The sequence below is a fragment of the Caballeronia sp. LZ016 genome, from assembly GCF_031450805.1.
GTDB lineage: Bacteria > Pseudomonadota > Gammaproteobacteria > Burkholderiales > Burkholderiaceae > Caballeronia.
On sequence record NZ_JARTVY010000003.1, the window covers coordinates 273,135 to 295,357 of the forward strand.

Annotated in this window: 14 protein-coding genes and 1 pseudogene; 5 read left to right on the forward strand and 10 right to left on the reverse strand. The window is 58.2% G+C overall.

The annotated features are described in order from the left end of the window. Positions 1-277: 277 nt before the first annotated feature. Both putA and lhpI read right to left on the reverse strand, forming a co-directional pair. Positions 278-3,958: pseudogene (gene putA, locus P9220_RS20290) on the reverse strand (trifunctional transcriptional regulator/proline dehydrogenase/L-glutamate gamma-semialdehyde dehydrogenase); the annotation flags it as partial. Positions 3,959-4,236: 278 nt separating this feature from the next. Further along, positions 4,237-5,154: a bifunctional Delta(1)-pyrroline-2-carboxylate/Delta(1)-piperideine-2-carboxylate reductase gene (lhpI, locus tag P9220_RS20295; protein WP_309767159.1), complete on the reverse strand. Its 918-nt coding sequence runs from the start codon at positions 5,152-5,154 to the stop codon at positions 4,237-4,239. Positions 5,155-5,489: 335 nt separating this feature from the next. Between lhpI and P9220_RS20300 the strand changes: the two genes are divergently transcribed. Further along, the gene (locus P9220_RS20300) at positions 5,490-6,233 is read left to right on the forward strand and encodes a GntR family transcriptional regulator (protein ID WP_309767163.1); all 744 of its coding nucleotides are present in this window, start codon (positions 5,490-5,492) and stop codon (positions 6,231-6,233) included. Positions 6,234-6,307: 74 nt separating this feature from the next. Here P9220_RS20300 and P9220_RS20305 read toward each other — a convergent pair whose 3' ends face one another. The 4 genes from P9220_RS20305 to P9220_RS20320 all read right to left on the reverse strand — a co-directional run bounded on the left by P9220_RS20305 (position 6,308) and on the right by P9220_RS20320 (position 11,246). Then, on the reverse strand, positions 6,308-7,567 hold the full coding sequence (locus P9220_RS20305) for an amidohydrolase family protein (protein ID WP_309767165.1): 1,260 nt from the start codon (positions 7,565-7,567) through the stop codon (positions 6,308-6,310). A 12-nt stretch (positions 7,568-7,579) separates the two neighbouring features. Beyond that, complete coding sequence (locus tag P9220_RS20310; RefSeq protein ID WP_309767167.1) at positions 7,580-8,875, reverse strand: MFS transporter; 1,296 nt, start codon at positions 8,873-8,875, stop codon at positions 7,580-7,582. A gap of 143 nt (positions 8,876-9,018) precedes the next feature. Beyond that, complete coding sequence (locus P9220_RS20315) at positions 9,019-9,918, reverse strand: LysR substrate-binding domain-containing protein (RefSeq protein WP_309767169.1); 900 nt, start codon at positions 9,916-9,918, stop codon at positions 9,019-9,021. A gap of 416 nt (positions 9,919-10,334) precedes the next feature. Continuing rightward, entirely contained in the window at positions 10,335-11,246 is a 912-nt protein-coding gene (locus P9220_RS20320) for an EamA family transporter (RefSeq protein ID WP_309767170.1), read from the reverse strand. Between the two features lie 347 nt (positions 11,247-11,593). Between P9220_RS20320 and P9220_RS20325 the strand changes: the two genes are divergently transcribed. From P9220_RS20325 to P9220_RS20340, 4 genes are all read left to right on the forward strand, one after another. Then, positions 11,594-12,319 carry a haloacid dehalogenase type II gene (locus P9220_RS20325; RefSeq protein ID WP_309767171.1) on the forward strand — a complete coding sequence of 242 codons (726 nt, stop codon included), beginning with the start codon at positions 11,594-11,596 and terminating at the stop codon, positions 12,317-12,319. 116 nt (positions 12,320-12,435) lie between these two features. Next, positions 12,436-13,179, forward strand: a complete 744-nt coding sequence (locus tag P9220_RS20330) for a haloacid dehalogenase type II (protein ID WP_309767173.1) — start codon at positions 12,436-12,438, stop codon at positions 13,177-13,179. A 27-nt stretch (positions 13,180-13,206) separates the two neighbouring features. Then, positions 13,207-13,698, forward strand: a complete 492-nt coding sequence (locus P9220_RS20335) for an Lrp/AsnC family transcriptional regulator (RefSeq protein WP_309767175.1) — start codon at positions 13,207-13,209, stop codon at positions 13,696-13,698. A gap of 626 nt (positions 13,699-14,324) precedes the next feature. Then, positions 14,325-15,461 (forward strand): porin, encoded by a 1,137-nt coding sequence (locus P9220_RS20340; RefSeq protein WP_309767178.1) that lies wholly within the window; start codon positions 14,325-14,327, stop codon positions 15,459-15,461. Between the two features lie 58 nt (positions 15,462-15,519). Here the strand turns inward: P9220_RS20340 and P9220_RS20345 are convergent, their stop codons facing one another. From P9220_RS20345 to P9220_RS20360, 4 genes are all read right to left on the reverse strand, one after another. Beyond that, complete coding sequence (locus tag P9220_RS20345) at positions 15,520-16,992, reverse strand: NAD-dependent succinate-semialdehyde dehydrogenase (RefSeq protein WP_309767180.1); 1,473 nt, start codon at positions 16,990-16,992, stop codon at positions 15,520-15,522. Positions 16,993-17,048: 56 nt separating this feature from the next. Next, entirely contained in the window at positions 17,049-18,431 is a 1,383-nt protein-coding gene (locus P9220_RS20350; RefSeq protein WP_309767182.1) for an aspartate aminotransferase family protein, read from the reverse strand. A 128-nt stretch (positions 18,432-18,559) separates the two neighbouring features. Then, the gene (locus P9220_RS20355) at positions 18,560-19,165 is read right to left on the reverse strand and encodes a hypothetical protein (RefSeq protein ID WP_309767184.1); all 606 of its coding nucleotides are present in this window, start codon (positions 19,163-19,165) and stop codon (positions 18,560-18,562) included. Next, the gene (locus P9220_RS20360; protein WP_309767186.1) at positions 19,162-22,128 is read right to left on the reverse strand and encodes an FAD-binding and (Fe-S)-binding domain-containing protein; all 2,967 of its coding nucleotides are present in this window, start codon (positions 22,126-22,128) and stop codon (positions 19,162-19,164) included. Before P9220_RS20360 ends, P9220_RS20355 begins: the two co-directional genes overlap by 4 nt. Between the last annotated feature and the right edge of the window lie 95 nt (positions 22,129-22,223).

Sequence of the window (22,223 nt, forward strand, 5' to 3'; positions counted from 1 at the left end):
GATAGGTGAAGGACAGATGCGCAGGCTCGGGTTAGCTTGCGCTTTTTCTTGTTTCTTGCTGACCCCACGTCCCTTGCATTGGCGTCTCACGGAGAAGTTCCATTATTCCTCTCACGGCAAAGTCGATGTAGCCATAGACCGATTGACCGATTCCTACGGAGGCACCGATTAAAAAATGCGCAGCGCCTTCCGGAGCCTGCGCATTTCTGTTGCGGGTAATGTCGTGCAGGTGCGCCGTCGAATATTTGAATATTTGACGGCGCACTCGGGACCGACGTCACACGAGAGTCATCAGGTTTGCGTTTCCACCGGCGGCGGTGGTGTTGACACTGACTGTCCGCTCAACGAGAAGCTGGTCGACGGCATACTCAAATCCATCCACGCCTTCTCGACGCGGACGAGCTTGCACGGTCGCGATGGGACCCTGGCGTTGGGACAACATCTTCGTCAAAGACAGCAGGCCTGCTTCGTCCCCATCATACAGGGCTGCATCCGGCTGAGACGACGCTACGTCAATCAACGCAACGTGCTGTCGAAGTCCCTGCGGCAGCTCCTGATAGACCTGTTCCGCAACAGATCCGGCGAGTTCAACGGAATTGCCTGTTGCCAGCGCGGCGAGCAACTGCGCGTGCGCGCCTTCGGTCGAGTTTGCGACGCAGAGTACGGTCCCGCGCGGCGCCAGCGAATAGGTGTTTCGCTCACCGGTGGGTCCAGGCAACGCGGCGGTCACGCCGAAGACAGGTTGCTGGATGTACCGCGTGCAACGCGAAGCTGACTGTTCGTCACCCACGCTTTGGAAGTGTCGACGCAACTGCTCAAGAACATTGTTCGGATGCGCGGCAGAGGCAGCCACCGCCGTAGGCGTAAAAGTCAACGATTCGGGCAGACTTGAAGGACGCTTGCCCAAAAGGCGGCGCAGATACAACGCTCCACCAGCTTTAGGTCCAGTGCCAGACAGACCTTCGCCTCCAAACGGTTGCACGCCCACTACTGCGCCAACGATGTTGCGGTTCACGTACACATTTCCGACATGAGCCTGCTCGAGGACAAGTCCGATAGTCTCGTCGATTCGAGTGTGTACGCCCAGCGTCAATCCGTAGCCCGCATCTTTGATTTCACTCATCAACTTTTGCAGCTCGGTGCGCTTGTAGCGCAGCACGTGCAGCACGGGGCCGAAGACCTCGCGCTTGAGCTCGCGCAGAGAAGCGATTTCAATGAGCGTCGGCGGAACGAACGTGCCGTTACTGCAGCTCTCGGGAAGCGACAGCTGTGTCACGCGGTGGCCCGAGGCACGCATCGAGGCAATATGCGCCTCCAGGCCTTGTCGTGCCTCCGCGTCAATCACTGGCCCTACGTCGACCGAAAGTCTGTCCGGGTTCCCGACGACGAGCTCATGCATCGCGCCCAGCAGCATTTCGAGCGTGCGGTCGGCGACTTCTTCCTGGATGCACAGCACGCGCAGAGCCGAGCAACGCTGCCCGGCCGAATCAAAGGCCGACTGAAGCACGTCGACCACGACTTGCTCAGCAAGTGCCGAGGAATCCACAATCATTGCATTCTGACCGCCGGTTTCTGCAATCAGCGGGATGGGACGACCTTCCGCGTCAAGGCGTGCTGCCAGCGTTTTGTTGATGATGTGCGCGACCTCAGTGGACCCTGTGAACATGACCGCGCGTACACGTGAATCAGAAACGAGCTTGGCCCCAACCTTCCCGCCGTCGCCAGGAAGCAGCTGAACAACGCCTGCTGGCACGCCGGACTCGCGGAGGATGCGGACAGCTTGCGCCGCGATTAGCGGGGTTTGTTCTGCCGGTTTCGCGATGACCGTGTTGCCAGCGGCCAGTGCCGCGACTACCTGGCCCATGAAAATCGCCAACGGAAAGTTCCAAGGGCTGATACAGACAACCGGGCCGAGCGGCTCGTGAGCCTGCCCGGCGAACTCCCCAATTCGGGCGGCGTAGTAACGCAGGAAGTCGACGGCTTCGCGGATTTCGGAGATTGCGTTGGGAAGCGACTTCCCAGCCTCGCGGACGACCAATCCCATCAGGGTCGGCATTTCCGCCTCAAGCTGGTCCGCAGCTCGATTCAGACACTTTGCACGGTGCGCGACGCTCGTTTCGGCCCATCCGCGATAGACGCTAGTCGCATTCGAAAGGGCAAGTTCCACGTCGTCGGGTGTCGCATCAGCAACCGTACCGACGATGTCTTGGTGTTCTGCGGGATTAAGAACCCGTGCTCCGGTGGGCGGCACAGCCGCTTCCGTCGCAAGCATTGGTGCGGCCGTCCATGTTCTCAGTACGCTCGAGTTCAGCGCTTTCCCGAGTTCCTGCAACGCGCGCTCATTCGAGAGGTCAATGCCTTGCGAGTTCGGACGCTCCGCTCCATAGAGTTCTCGCGGCAACGGGATTTTTGCGTGCGGAGCGCCGAGTGGGGACAACTGCTCCGCTTCGCGAATTGGGTCAGCAATCAAATCCGCGACGGCGACACTGTTGTCAGCGATGCGATTCACAAACGAAGTGTTGGCACCGTTTTCAAGCAGTCGTCTCACCAAGTACGCGAGGAGGGTTTCGTGCGTACCGACCGGCGCGTAGATGCGGCATGGTCTGTTCAGCTGGCCGCGACCAACGACCTCTTGATAGAGAGGCTCGCCCATTCCGTGGAGGCACTGGAACTCGTATTGTCCAGGGTAATAATTTGGACCGGCGAGGTTGTAGATTGCCGCAAGCGTATAGGCGTTGTGGGTAGCGAACTGCGGATAAACCGCGTCTGCCGCAGCAAGCAGCTTCTTTGCGCAGGCGAGATACGAGATGTCCGTATAGATTTTCCGCGTATAGACGGGGTAACCGTCGAGGCCGTCTAGCTGCGCGCGCTTGATTTCCGTATCCCAGTACGCCCCTTTGACCAGGCGGACCATGATTCGATGGCCACTTCGACGCGCCAAGTCGAGGACGAAATCGATGACAAACGGACAGCGCTTTTGATACGCCTGAATGACGAAACCGATGCCGTTCCACCCTTGCAGGTCCTTGTCGAGACAAAGCGCCTCGAGAAGGTCGAGGGAGATCTCGAGCCGGTCCACTTCCTCCGCGTCGATGTTCAACCCGATGTCGTAGCGTCGTGCGAGTAGTGCCAACGAGCGAACACGAGGCAACAACTCTTCCACCATTCTGCGGTGCTGACTACGCGAATACCGTGGGTGCAAGGCCGAGAGCTTGATAGAAATGCCCGGACCCTCATAGATGCCGCGTCCGTCCGACGCTTTCCCGATGGCGTGAATCGCACTCTCGTACGACTCGTAATAACGTTTCGCGTCTTCGGCGGTCGTCGCAGCTTCCCCGAGCATGTCGTAGGAGTAGCGGAAGCCCAGAGCTTCCAACTTCCGACTATTTGCGAGGGCTTTCTCTATTGTTTCACCAGTGACGAACTGTTCGCCCATCAGGCGCATAGCCATGTCTACGCCCTTGCGAATCAATGGCTCGCCGCCGCGACCAATGATTCGAGTCAGCGATGACGCGAGCGTCGCCTCACTGTTCGTCCCAACGAGTTTGCCGGTGATGAGCAAGCCCCAAGTGGCCGCGTTCACGAAAATCGAGGGCGCTTGCCCGAGGTGAGAGCGCCAATTGCCGCGACTAATCTTGTCTCGTATCAGTGCATCACGCGTGGCCCTATCGGGAATGCGAAGGAGCGCCTCGGCAAGGCACATCAGCGCGACACCTTCCTGGCTTGACAGGGAGAATTCCTGAATGAGCCCTTCCACACCGGAGCCCGTGTTCTTCCGGCGCAGCGCTTCGACAAGTTTTGCTGCCAATTGCTCCGTCGCCATCGCGACAGGCGAACTGAGCCGGGCTTGCTCAATGACTCGGGGTACACACTCGGTCTCAGGTTCTCGATAGGCGGCAGTAATCAGCTCACGCAAGCGTGACTGCGGAATCAATTCTGCGCTGAACTGACTGAACGGGCCTTTCACTGATTGTCGGGGAGGCGACTGTTGCGAGGTTGCGGCGGGAGTTGACATGGCGAATCACTCTTTACAAACGAACATGGCGATGAACGGAGGTCAGCCCATCGCCGCAAACGTGGAGACGGCTGTTACGAAGTAGTCATATGTCGTCTTCATACGACCTCTCTCTGGAGCGTCTTCTCCGCGTCGCAACTGTTGGTGTCACGCGAGAGGACTGTAAGTGCTGCGCTGTGACCAGGCCCAGCCGTCGCAGGCGAGCCCGTCACAACTAACTACTAGCGCAACGCGTTGCGGGCGACACGGCACGCCGCCAAGTCCCACGCTGCGCAGCCAACGCTCTTAAAAAGAATAGGCTTTTTGGGCCTGAAGTCACCTGCGAGAGCTTTCGCCAGCGGCGACACCGCGTCCCAGTCGATTTTGGCTTGGATAAGGTCGCCGGCTTCGTGCTTCGCGCCGACTGGGTCGTCGACTACAACGGCGCTGCCATCAACCGTTTGTTTCGAGATTTCAGCGGCGTCCGGTGTGAAAGCGCCAACACCGACTACGAGTCGCTCGGGGCGAGCGGATTCTGTGTAGACAGGGGTTTTACTGGTTGTCAGGGTGATGACAACGTCTGCGCCTTCCGGAATTGCATCGTCGGGCAGCGCGACGAGATTCGGCGCCACCGAGCGGTTGCGGACGACAAAGTGGTCTGCGTCGGCCTTTGAGAGGCCTTTTACTCGCAATTGCGCCTCCGGGAATATTGCAGCCAATGCCTCCGTGTGATTCGACGCCTGCTTCCCCGTGCCGATGATGATGATTTGCTTTGGCGGCTCGCGGTGCAGAGTCTGAATGCCCAATGCCGTCACCGCAGCTGTGCGACGTCCCGTAACCGTCGGTCCGTCAAGCACAAAGAGCATCTCGCCTGTGCACGCGTCGCATGCGATAACCTGGCCGTGAATGGTAGGCAACTGGCGTGTCGCGTTGGAAGGACAGACGTTGACCAGCTTATGAATCGCGATGTCCTGCGCACTGGCAGGCATTGAGAGCATCAGGCCGCCTTCCTGGATTGGGATTGCCAGCCGCTCGGGGCTGACCACGTTCCCGTCGCTGTATTGGACGATGGTTTCGGCCAGAACGCGTACCAGCAGACGATAGTCAAGAAGCGACGCAGTCGCCGCCGCGTCAAAAGTTTGGATGCTGCGTGACGTCATTTGGAAAACCTCGAATTGCGGTTTTTGGGCCGAAGGGAATCGGTCTTGGGACGATGGCGGGAATCTGGCTCCGATTTGTCCAATTTAGCAGAGCCAGACTGTGGCTCAAATCTATACCACGTTGGACCGGTTTGCAAGCCAATAGTGCGGCTGTTGGGCCATGCGTGGACAGATGTAAGACCAAACTGCCGGTACGCGGGCCACTAGGGCGAAACTCGGCGCACGTCGCGCGTCGCTTGAAAGTAACCCCTCTGATGGGTTGCAAAACAGATGAGTGTGATTGTTGGGCGGAGTGGTATATTGGGGAACCACATGATCGCATTAGAGAGCACACGATGGCGTCCGCGCGCTTCGAACTAGAGGGCAACTTTCGACCTCTGCAGATTTACGAACAGGTGTCGGAGAAGATTCGGGCTGAAATCCGGAGCGGCAGATTCCTGCCTGACGCTCGGCTCCCGTCGGAACGTGAGCTCGCGACCCTGTTCTGCGTCGGGCGCCCGGCGGTGCGCGAAGCCATTGGCGCATTGCAGAACGAGGGTCTTGTCGTCACCAAGCGCAACTCGGGAACTTACGTCGCTCCGGCAGCGAACCAAATCCTTGCAACAGCACCGGGCAAAGACCCAGTGACCGGCGAGTCGCCGTCGGACTTCAGTCCGTCGGCGACTCTCGACGTCCGGCTGATTCTTGAGCCGGCAATTGCACGACGCGCGGCAGTACACAAGAAACGCGACCGACTTGCCGAGCACTATCTTGAGCAGATGGAGACGTTGACCGACGTCGCGACGCCTGAGGAGCGAGCGTTGTGGAACAACAGCGACAGGCTTTTCCATCGGCAACTCGCCGTGATGACCGGCGACGTGTTACTCGCGAAGCTTGCCGAAGAAATTGCCTCAACCATGGACCAGTCCCTGTGGAAGAGGCTGAAGGATGACGGGATTTACGACCCGTCACGCATCCGACTATACGTCGCAGAACATCGGCTAATCTACGAAGCCATAATCTGCGGAGACGGCGATGCCGCCGCCTTCTATGTTGAGCAGCACATCCATCGGGTTCAGCGGGATATCACGCCGCAGTAGTTGATACGCATCGGAGCAGATGAGTAAGGGCGGCACACAGCCGCCCAAACTACAACGGCTTGGGCAAAAGTGCCTCAGCTTCCAGCCGGTTCCAGCAGTCGACCTGCTTCCTTCATTACGACACCGCCCTTGATGACAACAGGGATGTGCTCGCCTTGACCTAATAGGAGGGAGATGTCCTCCACCGGATCGCCATCAACGACCACAAGGTCCGCCACTGCGCCGACTGCGACGGTCCCGCGCACACCTGTTTCCCGCGTGATTTCGGCGGCAACGCACGTCGCGGAGCGAATGGCCTCGATGTTGCCGACTACTTCAGCCCGCACTCCAAACTCGTCCGACTGGAATGGGTGTAACTCACCCAGCATGTCAGAGCCGAAGCCGACTCGCACACCCATGCGCTGCATCAGCGCTAATGCCTTCCGGCCCACCGAACGGGCGCCGTCAATTTTTTCGAGTGACTCGATTGGGAAGCCGAGTCCCGCGCCTTTCTCGGACAGTCGGTCGAGAGTGGCGAGGGTAGGAACACAAGCGACATCGCGCTCAACCAACAGGCGGGCGGTTTCCTCATCGATCAAATTGCCGTGCTCGATGCATTTGACGCCACACTCGACAGCGCGTCGAACGGCGCGCGCAGTGTAGGCGTGCGCCATTACATAAGTGCCGGCGGCTTCCGCCTCTTGTACGGCTGCGCGAAGTTCCTCCTCTGAGTATTGCGTGTTCGTGATGGGGTCGTTCGGTGAAGCAACACCACCTGAAGCCATCACCTTGATTTGAGTTGCTCCTTTGAGCAACTCTTCACGAACCGCAAGTCGCATGGCGTCTACCCCGTCGACCACTCGTCCAATCGCTCCCTGACGACCCAAGCAGCCACAAGCATCATCCAGCTTGTCGTTACGCTGGCGAAAGTCTGCGTGACCTCCTGTCTGAGACAGCGCTTTTCCGGACGAGAGGATACGCGGGGCCCACAGCGCACCGCTATTCACTGCCTCGCACATGCCGTAGTCTGCGCCACCGGCGTCTCGTACCGTCGTGAAGCCGCGATTAAGCATGCCTCGAAGCACGGGCAGAGTCTTGAGCGCCACGAGGAAGTTGGGCATTGAAGCGCTGACCCCCAAGTTGGCATTCGCAGCGGCAACGTGGACGTGGAGGTCGGTGAAACCAGGAAGTACGGTGCGACCGGGCAGCTGCATTCTACGTGCATCGCTGAAGGACGGTGGAACATCTCCTATAGCCTTTATCTTCCCGTCAGCAATACAGAGGTTCACGTTCGTCTGACGCTTTCCGGTGACTGGGTCAAAAGCGGCGACGCCTTCAAGGACTAATTTACTCATATGATTTTTTCCTCACGACTGGTATGGCTTCATCAACCGCGTTCCCAACAAACTTAGGACAGCGGCGAAAATGATGTAGTAAGAAGCGGACTCAGCATCGCCGGTGGCTTGAGCTAGCCAAGTAATGATGAAGGATGCAAATCCGCCGAAGATTGTAACGGCGCCGTTATACGCAAGAGATAGCCCCGTCGTGCGCACTCGGCTCGGGAACATCTCAGTGAAGAGTGCCAAGATAGGGCCGGTGTACGCTGCAATGAGTACGCCGAATATGACCTGAAATGTGAGCAGCGTACCGAAGGTAGGCGACGCAATGAGGTGAGAAAACAGCGGATAGCTCGCGAAGAGAATCAGAAGGGCCGCAACTGTGATCACCGGCCGCTTGCCGACGCGGTCCGAAAGCGCGCCGAACATGGGCGCCACCGCCATCAAAACTGAGCCGCTAACGATGCCGGAGATGAAACCTTCACGTTGAGGCATGTGAAGGTACTTCACAACATACGTCGGAATATAGAACAAGATGACGTAGGTGCAAACCGTCCAGAGGACGACCATCAAAAGACTCGAGAAGACGCCCCGCGGATATTCCCGAATGACATCGCGCAATGGCGTACTCGCGTGACGCTTCTCTGAAGCGAACTCAGGCGTTTCTTCGATTCTCAGGCGGATGTAGTAGCCAACGGGCGCGACAAGCATCCCGATAACGAACGGAATGCGCCAGCCCCATGAAGTCAGCGATTCGGGCGACATACTCGACGTGATGACCGCGCCAGTGATGCTGCCGATGACAACGGCGAAGCCGACACTTGTTTGAATCCAGCTGGAATAGAAGGCACGACGATTCGCTGGCGCATGCTCAGTAAGGAACGCCGTCGCACCACCCATCTCGCCGCCCGCGGATAAGCCCTGTAGCATTCGCGCAATAACGATGAGACATGGGGCGGCGATACCAATGGTTTCGTACGTGGGAGCGAACGCGATGATGGCTGAACCGAGCGCCATGACCAGCATGGCAAGCGAAAGCGCACGCTTGCGACCTACCTTGTCCGCATAGATACCAAATGCGATACCTCCAAGCGGCCGCATGACGAAGCCAACACCGAAGGTTGCCAACGCGAGCAAAAGAGAAGTTGTCTCGTTGCCAGCTGGAAAAAACAGTTTACCAATGATTGCTGCAAAGAAAGCGTAGCCGGAGAAGTCAAACCATTCGAGGCCGCTGCCAATGACTGTTGCAAGAATCGCCTTCTTGCGAGTCACTGAGCGAGCTGTCAGTTCGCCCACGTAAAGCTGCTTCGACACGTCGGTTGCCATCTAAACCTCCCCGAATTCGTTTGGCGAAATGAGCGTTCGCGATACGTCACGCACCCAATGTAATTTTTGGCGTGCTGGTCACATAACGCTAATTTCGCAAATGCGGTTGCGCGAAACGCAACAGCACTCCGGGGGACAAGGAGTCAGATCACTCCTGCCTTAGCTAACACCCACTCTTGAAAACGGCGCGCGGCCGAGCTCTGGCCACGTTCCGATGGCCAAGTCAGGAAATACGCACTGCCCAGGGTGGCCTCAGCGTCAGATGCCTGCACGAGGGTTCCATTCTCAAGAAGTAGGTCAATGACACCCTTCCACCCGAGTGCGATGCCTCTGCCTTGCGCGGCGAGCTGAACGATGACTGGATAGCTGTTAACAATGATGGTCTGGCTTAACGATGGCCGTTCCAGCCCTGCGCGCTCGAACCAGCTGTGCCACGACATCCAGCTCCTTTCCGCATCCTCGAGCACTAGCAACGCGCGCGATAGTAGCTCGGCTGGCGTCAACCTTTTACCTTGAAGGTAGGTTGGAGAGCACACCGGGAAAACCTTCTCATCGAACAGCTTTATTGTGTGAGTGTCCGGCATGTCGGGTTTGCGGAGAAGGAAGATTCCAATGTCGTACTCGGCCGGGGACACTACGCCGAAATGGTCTCGCACGATGATGCGAAGGTCGACGTCCGGGTTCGCGTCGATAAACGAACCGATTCTTGGAGCCAACCAGAGCGTCGAGATGCCGGCCGTGCACGAGACCGTCAGGCGAGACTTGACAACCCTTGCCATGAGGCTTGACGTGGCGCTTGTGCACAGCTCCAAGATGCGGCGAACGTCCACCGCGTACGTTTCTCCGGCGGGCGTCAGCCTCAGCGAATTGTGTTCTCTCAGGAAGAGTCGACGACCGAGGAACGTTTCGAGCTGAGAAATCTGCCGACTGATGGCGGATGTCGAAAGATGAAGCTCCTGACCTGCTTTAGTGAAACTCAGGTAGCGTGCACTGGCTTCGAAAGCGTGAAGACAGGGGAGTGGTGGCAAGGGGGACAGGGCCATGGCGGGAACGTACGCATCAGAGGATGTAAGCCGAAGAATAGCCCAGCACCGCGCCCTTTATACGCCGCCGCTCGGTTTTCGTCATCGAACCCGAATCGATAGCGTTGCGCGGGAAGACGCGACTTAACATCGACACCTTGTCAGTCGGTCGGCGATTGACGCGGTCGCTATTCGCCGAAGCTGTGAGAATGACGCTTCAAGGGCGTGCAGGTTTCGTTACCTATGCGTCGCAACTCCTTTCACCTTTTCATGACCTTGTTGCCGCTGTCTGGGCATTTTTCGGAACACCCAACTGTGGTCTTCGCTGATAGTACACCGTCGATAAGAACGTCTTTGCTTTTGCTTTGGAAGGGCTTGTATCGATCACAGAGCCTTTTTGGCTACTGTAGCGACCCGGAGTTGAATGCACGCGGCAGCTACCCTTCGCTGATGCTCGGGTGCGCTCGTCCATCTGTCGCCATGGGGTCCGGACGGCGCCGAGCACGTGCCATAACAACCGAGGCGGTGACCATCGCGACGCCGAGCCACAACGTGGGCGGCAATGGCTGAGCGACATGTAGACCGAGGAAAATTGTCGAAAGGACGGGCGTGGCGTAGCTTAACGCCGTCGTGAGACCCGTGTTGCCCTTCTTCATCGCGAAATCCCACAGATAGAACGCCGCACCCATGGGGCCAAGCCCCATGTAGACAAGTACGAGCCAGTCCTGTGCTGGCAGTCTAGGGCAGTCGTTCGTAAGGAAGTGCATCGCGAGGCACGCTAGACCGGCGGGTAGCGAGAAGGCGCCCACCGATAGGCTGGGAATCGACTTGAACCGCTTACCAAGAACCGAGTACGCAGCCCAGGCAAGAGCCGAGAGTAACGCGAGAAGGTAAGCCGCGATTTCTTCGAACGCATGCGACGTCGTAGAGTCCGCCGTGTCGTGCGTCGACACAGGCTGGTGCATCGACCAGCAAGCGGCGACGGCTCCTCCGAAGCCGAGCAACGCGCTCGCATACGGGAACCGGGATTTGTGTTCTGCCGGTGCCACCCAGCCCGTCATGCACACAATGATGATTGGCCATAGGTAGTGCACGAGGCTCACGCCAATTGGGTCCCCGAGTTGCAGTGCGTAAAAGTAGATGACGTGATAGGCGAACGTCAACCCGCTTCCGGCAAGCAGTAGTGTCAGCGGCATTTTCCAATGGCGAAGCCACGGCAGACCAATCATTCCGCCGATTGTTAGCGCGATGCCGTTGACGAACAACGTTGGTGTTCCATGCAGAAGGTCCACGCTCGTTGCAAGCGTGCTCCACATCAAAACGGTCACGAGCACGCCGATGGTAGTCATCTTGGCCCCTTCAAAATCACTGAATCTGCGTCATCCATCCTCAGCTGTCTTCCCACTTGAAGTAGGAAAACTTCGGCAACTTTTGGTGGGCGGAATGCGGCAAGGCCCAGGCTGAGGACAACGAGAGCCGGAAGCAACCGTGCCGGGATGCTCTTGGCTGTCCTGGGGGTCTTCGTCGTACGCGAAAACACTTGGGGCTGGAGGCAGGAAGACGAAGGCAGCAGAAGCTGCTGCTGCGGCGGCTCGCGACGGTGAAAGCTGCTGCTCGGTCCCTCGATTAAAGTGCTGCTTGCCGCCACTGCTCAATAAACTGTGGTCTCCACTTGGACACATGAGAGGAGTAACCCGTGAAACTGACCGACTTCAACACCCTTACGTTCGACTGCTACGGCACTTTGATTGACTGGGAAAGCGGAATCTTCCAGGGTCTAAAGACCCTGCTGGACCGGGCGAAGACGCCGCTCACGCGAGACCAGGTGCTGGAGGCGCATGCCCGTCACGAGTCGTCGCAACAGAAGTACACGCCGGCGAAGCGCTATCAAGAACTGCTGCCCATCGTCTACAAGCGTCTGGCCGAGGAATGGAGCCTGCCGTTCACGCACGAAGAATGCGTCGCTTATGGTCGCTCGGTTCAGAACTGGCCGGCGTTCGAAGACAGCGCCGAAGCACTGCAATATCTGAAGAAACATTTCAAGCTCGTCATCCTGTCGAACATCGACAACGAGAGCTTTACCCACAGCAACGCCAAGCTGAAAGTCGAGTTCGACGCCATCATCACTGCGGAAGACGTGGGTTCATACAAGCCGTCGCCGCGCAACTTCGATTACATGCTCGAGAAGCTCGGCGACCGTGGCATCAAGAAGGAAAAGATTCTACACACGGCAGAAAGCCTCTTCCATGACCACAAGCCTGCGAACGAATTTGGCTTGGCGTCCTGCTGGATTTATCGCCGTCATTCGCAGCCGGGCTTCGGTGCGACGATGAACCCGGGCTCGCAACCTAACATCGATTTCCGCTTCAACAGCATGTCGGACCTCGCGAAGGCGCACCAGGAAGAACTGGCGAATAAGTAAGACAATGGAGTCTCGTCACCCTCGGGGCGCTGCGAGCCGATTTTTCGCGGGCGAGGCAGACGAGACCATTGGCCGGTTAAGATTTCTCTGCAGGCGATTGAATCAAAGGGGGCGTTGTGGCTTTGACGGATTTCAAGGCACTCACATTTGACTGCTACGGGACTCTCATCGACTGGGAGTCAGGTATCGCGTCGGGCCTGTCGGAGCTTGCGTCTCGAGCGGCAGAACCTCTCACGCGCGATGATATTCTTGAAGCCCACGCGCGCCACGAGTCGTATCAGCAGAAAGTCACGCCTGGCATGTCGTATGACCGCTTGCTTCAGATTGTGTTCAAGCGAATCGCCGAAGAATGGGACGTGCCCTATCGTTGGGAGGAAGCGGTCGCCTACGGTGCCTCCGTGGGAGATTGGCCAGCATTCCCAGACTCGGCGAGTACGCTGCAGTATCTGAAGAAGTATTTCAAGCTGGTTGTCGTCTCCAACGTTGATATCCGCAGCTTCAGAGCGACAAATGAGAAGCTTGCGGTTGATTTTGACGCTATCGTGACGGCTGAAGACGTCGGTTCATACAAGCCTTCGCGAAGCAACTTCGAATATCTGTTCTCGACCCTTGCCTCGATGGGCATCGGAAGGGACGATACACTTCACGTCGCAGATAGCGTATACCACGACCATCAGCCTGCGAGCGAACTGCAACTTCGCTCATGCTGGATTCAACGCCGCTACGAGCAGCGCGGCGCTGGTGCGAACGTGAGGTACTCTGTTGAACCATCTGTTGACTACAAATTCACGAGCATGGCGCGGTTGGTGAAAGCGCACCATGAGGACCTGCTCGAGCATGGCATAGTTGCCTTCGATTGACACACAGCCGATTCGAACACGCACGATATGCGACAGAAGCTTGACCGGACCGATGTCAAAATCCTTGCCGAACTGCAGAAGAACGGCAACATGACGAACGCGAATCTCGCTAACGCGGTCGGGTTGTCAGCAAGTCCGTGCCTGCAACGTGTTAAGCGCCTTGAAGCTGCGGGAATTATCGCCGGATACGGTGCGCATCTGAACTTGGCAAAGCTGACCAGCACGGTAACGGTCTTCACCGAAATCATGCTTCATGACCATCGTCGAGAGGATTTCACCCGCTTTGAGGCGAACCTGCGCGACTTCGAAGAGATAACCGAATGCCACCTGGTCAGCGGCGGATACGATTACCTGCTGAAATCAATCGTCAAGAATATCGGCCATTATCAAGAGGTCATTGAGACGCTGGTTGACCGCAATATTGGAATCGAGAAGTACTTCAGCTATATCGTCATTCGGTCGACCTTCGTCAAGCAGACAGTACCGCTCGACAAACTGCTTTCGGAAGACGACGATTAACGGAGCTAATCAGGATGACGACGGTCCAGTATATCTGCGGCATCCAGCAGCAAGATGATTAGAGGAAAATTAAATGGGCGCGCGGCTTGGTTCGGCTTTCACCACGTCGCACATCTCTTTGGTGTCAGGCCTGAGGGCTGCCAAGCTGCTCTGGCAGGTCGGCGCTACTGGCGAAATCGACGTGGACAAAGACCTCAAGCGTAACGACGGACGCGGGTTTCTGCTAAGCCACCGAGCGGTCGTTGCCCCCGGTTATCACATGAACTACGGACCTACGACCGCATTCCAGAAATGGTGTGCCTCTGAGTTGGCAGCCATGATGACTAAGTAGCACTTCTCCGCACCGGCTTCCCCGAACCATATCCGCCTCCCGGTAACTCGCTTCCACTCCGGGCTTCTAAAGACCCCCGCGACCGAGCTCGTTACGCACGTTGACGGGCTCGCAAAATACAGTCGTACGAAACATTCGAACGTGGACTACCGGATTCCTACCTTTCGTCGATTGGTGCCAAAAATAGTTGCAGGAATACTGACCTCCGATAGCCCCGGCAATCAAGTTCTATAACGACCGCAGTTCAATCGGTCTCGCTGCCGGGCGGATGTTCCATACTGTCCGGAGGAGACAATTGAAGAAGACAGTGCTATGTGCCGCAATGCTCGTTGGCTCAACGACTTGCATCGCTCAGAGTTCGGTGACCCTTTACGGCGTTGTTGACGACAGCTTTTCGTTCACCAACAACCAGGCAGGCTCTCACAACTACCAGATGGTAAATGGCGGCCGCGGGAGCAGCAAATGGGGCTTTCGGACGGTTGAGGACCTCGGCGGCGGTCTGGACACGGTCGCGGTGCTAGAGAATGGCTTTGATGTCAACACCGGCAAGCTCGGTAACGGAGGCCGCCTCTTTGGGCGGCAGGCCTACGTCGCGCTGAACGGCCCGTTCGGCAGTCTCAGGCTGGGTCGCCAGTACGACCTCATCGCGGACTCGCTGATGCCTTTGGCTTCGTCTCTGAAATTTGGTGGGGTGCTTACAACGCGCGCGGCTGACGTCGATAATGTGTGGGGCGACTATTCGGTCAGCAACACCATCAAATATTACACGCCGGACTTTGCTGGCTTCAAACTCGGCGCGCTATTCAGCCTTGGCGGTGTCGCAGGCAACTTCTCCCAAGGACGTGGTGAAGGGTTGAGCCTGGCCTATGCGGGCGGTCCTGTCACTGCATCAGCCGCGCTGTTGCGCCTCAACAATCCGGCGACCTCGCTTTACGACGCTACCGCGACTCCGCAGGCGGGCGCAGCGTTCACCAATCCGATTACCAACCCGACCTTCAGCGGCTATGTTTCGGCTCATACCTTGCAAATCGCCGGGGGTGGCCTGAATTACTCGATTGGCAACGCAGTCATCGGTGTGCTCTACACCAACACGCGTTTTGAAGATGTGGTGCCAACGAACTCCACACCATTCTCAGGCACTGCGACGTTTAACAGCATCGAAGCGAACGCGACGTACCGTATCAAGCCAGATGTGCTTGTCGGCGCAGCTTACAACTATACGAAAGCAGAGAACGCCAAGTACAGTCAGGTGAACGTCGGAGCTGAGTACGACCTGTCGAAGCGAACCATGCTGTACGCAATCGCCGCGTGGGAACACGCAATCGGAACGGACTCCACTGGCAAACAGGCGGTGGCCGCGATGGCCTTCGTGACGCCGTCGAGCACAAGCAATCAGGTGGTCGTGCGTGTCGGCATGCGCCAGGCTTTCTGAGCGGAAACGAAAAAGGCCATCGTCCTTGTGAGACGATGGCCTGGGGCTCGACACGATATTAGTCGAGACCGCCCTGACAGATGTACTTGATGGACAGGTAATCGTCGAGACCGTACTTCGACCCTTCACGACCGTAGCCCGATTCCTTAACGCCCCCGAAAGGCGCTGCCTCGCTCGCGACCGCGCCCTCGTTCAGGCCAACGACGCCGGCTTCAAGTTGACGCGAGACTCGGTCGGCACGGCGCATGTCTTGAGTGTAGAAGTACGCGGCAAGTCCGAACGGCGTGTCGTTGGCCAGGCGAATTGCCTCTTCCTCGGACTCGAAACGATACAGCGGAGCCACCGGGCCAAAGGTTTCTTCACAGGTGACAAGCATTTCGTTGGTCGCATGGGCGATGACTGTCGGCGCGTAGTAATTCGGGCCCATCTCGGTCAAACGCTTGCCGCCAGTCAGCACGGTCGCACCCTTCGAAACCGCGTCGTTGACGTGACGGTCAATCTTGTCGATTGCCTTTGCGTTAATCATGGGACCAATCTGCGCTTGCGGGTCCGTCGCAGGTGCGACCTTCAGGGCACCAACTCGCGCAGCGAGCAGCTCGGCGAACTTGTCGAACACGCCCGACTGAACGTAGACGCGATTCGGGCAAACGCACGTTTGCCCGCCATTGCGGAATTTCGCTGCCATCAAGCCGACGACGGCTGCATCAAGGTCCGCGTCGTCGAACACGATGAAAGGCGCATTGCCTCCAAGTTCGAGCGAAAGCTTTTTCAGCGTGCCCGCCGACTCGCGCGCGAGATACTTGCCGACCGCTGTCGAACCAGTGAACGTGATTTTGCGCACGCGGTCGTCGGCAAGCCAGTCACCAACTGCTTCGATGCCGTGGTCGCGCGACGCGCTAAGCATGTTGAGAACGCCGGCAGGAACGCCTGCTTCTTGAGCGAGTGCTGCAAGCGCCAGTGCCGTCAGGGGCGTGTCCTCAGCCGGTTTCCCGACCACCGTGCAGCCTGCAGCCAACGCGGGAGCAATCTTGCGGGCAATCATTGCCAGCGGGAAGTTCCACGGGGTGATGGCGGCAACGATTCCGACCGGTTCCTTGATGGCGCGCATGTGCTTTCCGCGCTGCTGCTGGGGAATGAGGTCACCGTAGATGCGCGTGGCTTCGTCGGCGAACCAAGCCACATACGACGCCCCGTACGCGACTTCGCCGCGAGCTTCTGCCAGCGGTTTGCCTTGCTCCAGCGACATGAGCGTAGCGAGGTCGTCAGTGTTCGCGACAATTAAAGCGTGCCAGCGCTTCAAAATCTCTGCCCGTTCTCGGGGCAAACGCTCACGCCAGTCTTTCGCCGCTTTCGCCGCTGCGTCAGTAGCAGCACGGGCGTCGGCCTTACCGCTGTTCGCGACTTCAGCAATGAGCCCGCCCGTGGCGGGATTCGTCACCGGATAGCGGGCGTTGTCCACCGCGTCCGTCCATTCGCCACCAATCAGGTTCTGGCGGCGCAGCAGTTCTTCGCGTTGCAGTTTCAGTTCCATACTCGATACCTTCAATAGATACTTCTCGTGTTGCTTCGGCAAATGAGCCGCAGCCCTTAACCTTTGACTGCGCGACGAACGTCGGCGCTTTCGAGAACGTCGTCGAGCGTCTTACGGACGCGCTGAACCAACATGTCGACCTCACCTTCCGTGTAGCAGAGCGCCGGAGCGAAACCGAGTATGTTGTCGCCAAAGGCGCGGAAGATAATCTTGTTGCGAGCAGCAGCGTCAAAAATGCGGTCAGCGAGATGAAGTGCCGGGTCGAATCGGGCCCGCGTCGTCTTGTCTGCGACCAGTTCGACTGCTCCGAGCAGACCGGCGTGTCTCGAGTCCCCGACCAGCGGGTGGTCAAGAAGACTGTCCAGACCGCTCGCAAATTTCGGTGCCTGAGCTTGGCCATTTGCGAGGAGGCCGCCTTCGGTGTACAGCCGGAGAACTTCAAGTCCAATAGCGGCGCTTACCGGATGCGCCGAGTACGTTTGGCCGTGGCCGATTGCTTCTCCCGGCTTGCTACCATCAGCGATGCCTTGATAGACCGCATCGGACATGAGCACTGCACCCATGGGGGCGTATCCAGCCGTAAGGCCTTTCGCGATAGTCATCAGGTCCGGTTCAACACCTTCGGTTTCGCAAGCGAACATCGGACCCGTTCGGCCGAAGGCCGTGATGACCTCGTCGGCGACGAACAAAATGTCGAGCCGCTTGCATGCATCTCGCATCGCCTTGAGCCACCCCTTCGGCGGAACGATGACGCCCCCTGAGCCTTGGACTGGCTCGCAGAAGAAAGCAGCAACATTCTCCGCACCGAGCTCAGCAACCCTGTCCTCTAGCGACGTGACCGATTCCGCGATGAGCGCGTGAGCATCGTCTGGCGTCTCGCTGCGATACAGATAAGGGGACGGGATGTGATGCTGTGTGGGCAGCGGAACGTCGAAGTTGCGATGGAAGCTGGCGATTGCAGTCAAGCCAGAACCGATGGACGACGAGCCGTGATAGCCACGTTCGAGAGCAATGAAATGCTTTTTACTCGGCCGACCGATGGCGTTGTAATAGTGCGTGATGAAGCGCAGGGCCGAGTCGACCGCATCGGACCCACCAAGCGAAAAGTAGACGTGCTGCAGGCTCTTGGGTGCGATGTCGACAAGACGTTGGGCCAGTTCGATGGCCGGTTGCGAGCCGAAGTGGAAGTATCCCGTCGCATAGGGGAGCTTTGCCATCTGCTCTGCTGCGGCCTTTACGATACTCTCGTGGCCGTACCCTGTATTGACGCACCAGAGACCCGCGAACGCATCAAGCAGTTCGTTGCCTTGGGCGTCATATAACCAGGCGCCTTTACCGCGTTCCAGGACCGTCACACCGCGCTGCTCATGTGCGCGGTAATTGGCGACGGGATGGATGAGATGTGCGCGGTCTGAATCGATGAGCGTTGCGAGTGACATTTCACAATCCTTGATAGGGGTCTGCCTATCTTTAGAGTATCCGGAGCCTGCAGCATTTGGTTTCGCCCGGAGAAGCCATTCTTCGACTTCCCCGATCGAGCCGAGGCTCCGCTTAGCATCTTCTGCTGTCAGGCGGCCGGCACCAGATCGTCTGAAAACAGAGGAGCGGTCAGTGCCGTCAGCAGTCGAATATCTTCGGTGATGGCGGTTTCAGGGACAACCTCTGCGCACATAAAGGCAAATGCGCCGACGGTTCGCTTGCAGACGACCACGGGAATGTTCACGAGCGTTGCAGTCCCGAGCGACTTCAGCAGCTTGTGGTCGGGAAAGTAGTGCTCGAGTTCCGCGTCGTTGTTTGCGACAAGAACCTCTCCGTGTTCGAGGACTTTCCGGGCCCAGTCAGAACCCGAAAGCTGTTTCCAGCCACCCACGGGGTAAGCGCTCGGAACAGTGGAGTAAATCCGGCGGACGGCACCAAGCTCTTTCGGTGCCTCGGGGCGCGGACGCGATACCAAAGCAGTCGCCTGAAGAAACGGAAGTCGTGGCTTCACAACCTCGAGCCACGCCTGAATTGCCGCGTCGCGCGAGGTGGCTTGCCGAATAGCAGTTTGGGCGCGAGCGAGTGTAGCCGAGGGGTCGCTACCGTTTATGTTCGTGGCGGCGTTGCTCGTGCGAGAGAGGAGCAGCGCCGAAGCGCTGACTGCGGCAAGGCTTGCAAAGTGACGGCGATTCATACGGTTTCCTCCTGTTTGGGCGATTGGACCTGGCGCTGTGCCGGACTTTTATTGGTTCTTCCATCAAGCCACTGCGCGAGGTGAATTGCCGAGCGACCGGTGGTGTTTCGAATCTGCGAGCGACAACTGAAGCCGTCACTCACGAGAACGGCGTTTTCATCAAGCGGCCGAATTTTTGGTGCCAACTCCGATTCAGCAACTGAACGCGCGACGTCTGCCGTCTTCGTGTGATAGCCAAAGGCGCCTGCCATTCCACAGCAGCCAGTCTGCAGGACCGCCCCGGACTGTGCTGCCTTGTCGACAAGGCGAGACTCAGCTTGGACTCCACCGCAGGCCTTCTGGTGGCAGTGGCCATGGACGTAGACGCTTTCGTCGAGCTTCGGAACATCGAAGCCTTGCACCTCGAGGTACTCGGCCAGTGTTTTGACTGAGGTAGCCAGCGCGTTGGCGTTCTCGTCGCTCGGAAAGAGCGAGCGCAGTTCATCACGAAATACTGAGAGGCAACTCGGCTCCAGGACAATCACCGGAAGCTTCAACGCGATGACCTCTTTCAGCTCTGCCATGATGTCGACGAGGTTGCGCTTGGCGTGGTCGAGCATGCCGGCGTCGTAGTACGGACGCCCGCAGCAAATTTGCTTGCTCATGAGGCGGACCGTGACGCCATATGACTCCAGCACTTTGACAGACGCTTCAAGAACCTCCGGAGAGAATCCGTTGTTGAAGGTGTCGGTCCACAGCAGGACCGTCTTTGACTGGGCACTTGCCGTGCGCGCGTCTTGTATGAGGTGCTTGCAGGTGTCGCTGTTTCTGAAAGCCGTGGACGCTACGGCGGGAAATTTGACGTGGGAAGCCAAGCCAAATTTTTCTGCCACGGCGCGGAAAGGACGCATCTTCATGGCAGTGTTCACGACGCCGCTGATGCGGGTCGCGATTGGCAGCCATGTGCCGATGTGTCCAATCATCGTGTCCATCAAAGGACGTTTCGCCTTCTGATAATGCTGGTACAAGAAGTGGCTCTTGTACTTTGCCAAGTCAACATGCGTGGGGCAGTCGCTGCGGCATCCCTTGCACGCAAGACAATTGTCGAGCGAGTCCTTGACGTCCTTGTTGTCCCAGCCGTCAGTGATGACTTCGCCCTTAAGCAATTCAAAAAGCAGGCGGCTGCGGCCGCGGGTGGAGTACTTTTCCTCGCGCGTTGCGCGATAGCTCGGGCACATCGTGCCACCCTCGAGCGAGCGACATTTACCCATGCCGATACAACGCTCGGTCGCGCGTGCGAATGTGTCCGGCGTCTGGAGATTTCCGAACGAGAAGTGGCTCGCAACCTCTACTCTGCGATAGGTCGGCCCCAGTCGCAAGTTCTCATCGACAGGCATGGCGTTGATGAGTTTGCCGGGGTTCATCCGGTTATTCGGGTCCCAGATAGTCTTGAACTCGCGGAAGGCATCCATGAGTTCCGGCGAGTACATCAGCGAGAGGAGCTCGCCTTTCGCTTGTCCGTCTCCATGTTCCCCAGACAGCGAGCCCTCGTATTTGACAACGAGCTTTGCTGCTTCCTGTAGGAACTCGCGCCACGTGTGAATCCCCTGGCTGTTGCGCAGGTCGAAGTTGATGCGCGAATGGATACAGCCATCGCCGAAGTGGCCGTACATATTGGTTGTGTAGCCGTACCGCTCAACTAACGCTGCAAATTCGCGAAGATAGGCGCCAAGCAAACGTGGTTCGACTGCCGCGTCTTCCCAGCCAACAACGGGGTCCGGCTTGGACGGGTCATCACCGATAGAAGTAGCCGACGCACCAGTCTCACGAATCGACCAAAGTCGCTTCATCATTGCTGCGTCTGATACGACGCGCGCGTTTGGGGAGCCGGGCAACGACGCCGCAAGATTTGCGGCAGCTTGCGCACGCTCCACCGCGGATTCGAGGGTATCCGTGCCGAACTCGACCATCAGCCACGCATTGCCGTCAGGCAATTCTGCGATGTCAGCAAGAGCAAGCCCTCGCTCGCGTAGCCCGCCGACAATGCCTGTGTCCAAGCCCTCCATCGCAATGGGCTCGAGCGGCAGCAGTTGGGGAACGCAATCGGCTGCGTCAAAGATGGTCGGAAATCCGAAGACGGTGACGACCCGCGCGGTCGGATTGCGCACGAGGGTTGTCGTTGCTCGCAAGACCGACACACACGTGCCCTCCGAACCGACAAGCGCGCGAGCAATGTTGAACCCGTTTTCTGGCAAGAGCTGGTCGAGGCTGTAGCCCGAGACTCGACGCTTCAGCTTCGGGAACCCCATGCGAATCTCATCCGCATGACGATCGGCGAGCTTGCGAAGTGCTCGAACAATCTCAGCTCGACGCCCCCCGGCGGCGATGTGCTCTTGATATGCCGCCTCGTCTGTCGGCCCGACCCAAAAACGCTCTCCGTCATAAGTCAGAATTTCCATCGACTCGATGTTCTCGGCAGTCTTTCCGGCCATCACCGAGTGCGCGCCGCAGGAGTTATTGCCCACCATGCCACCAATCGTGCAGCGGCTATGCGTGGCGGGGTCCGGGCCGAACGTGAGACCTTTGAGTGCAGCGGCGGCCTTCAGCTGGTCACAGATGACGCCTGGCTGAACCAAAGCGGTCCGGTGCTCGGCGTCGAGTTGCTCAATGCGGGTCAGGTGTCGCGATGTATCAACGATGACCGAGACGTTCACGGACTGGCCGCACATCGAGGTGCCCGCACCACGTGTGAGCACCGGCACATCGGCCTCGTGACAGGCGCGCATCACCGAAACGACGTCTTCGACTGTACGCGGCAGTACGACGCCGATGGGCACCTGTCGATAGTTCGATGCTTCTGACGCGTAGGCTGCTCGAGACCCTGCATCAAACCTGATTTCAGCGTCGCTTGTCTGAGCCAGTCGGCGCTGCAGGGAAAGAAGCTTGTTGAGGTCGGGGCGTGGGGAGGACGAGTTCGAAGTCATGTGGTCGCGCAATCCGGAAAAAGCGGCGAGACTGCGGCTCCGCGCGAATTGCGCGTTTGCCTTAATATCCCGCGTCATTCCAAAATTAAAACGCG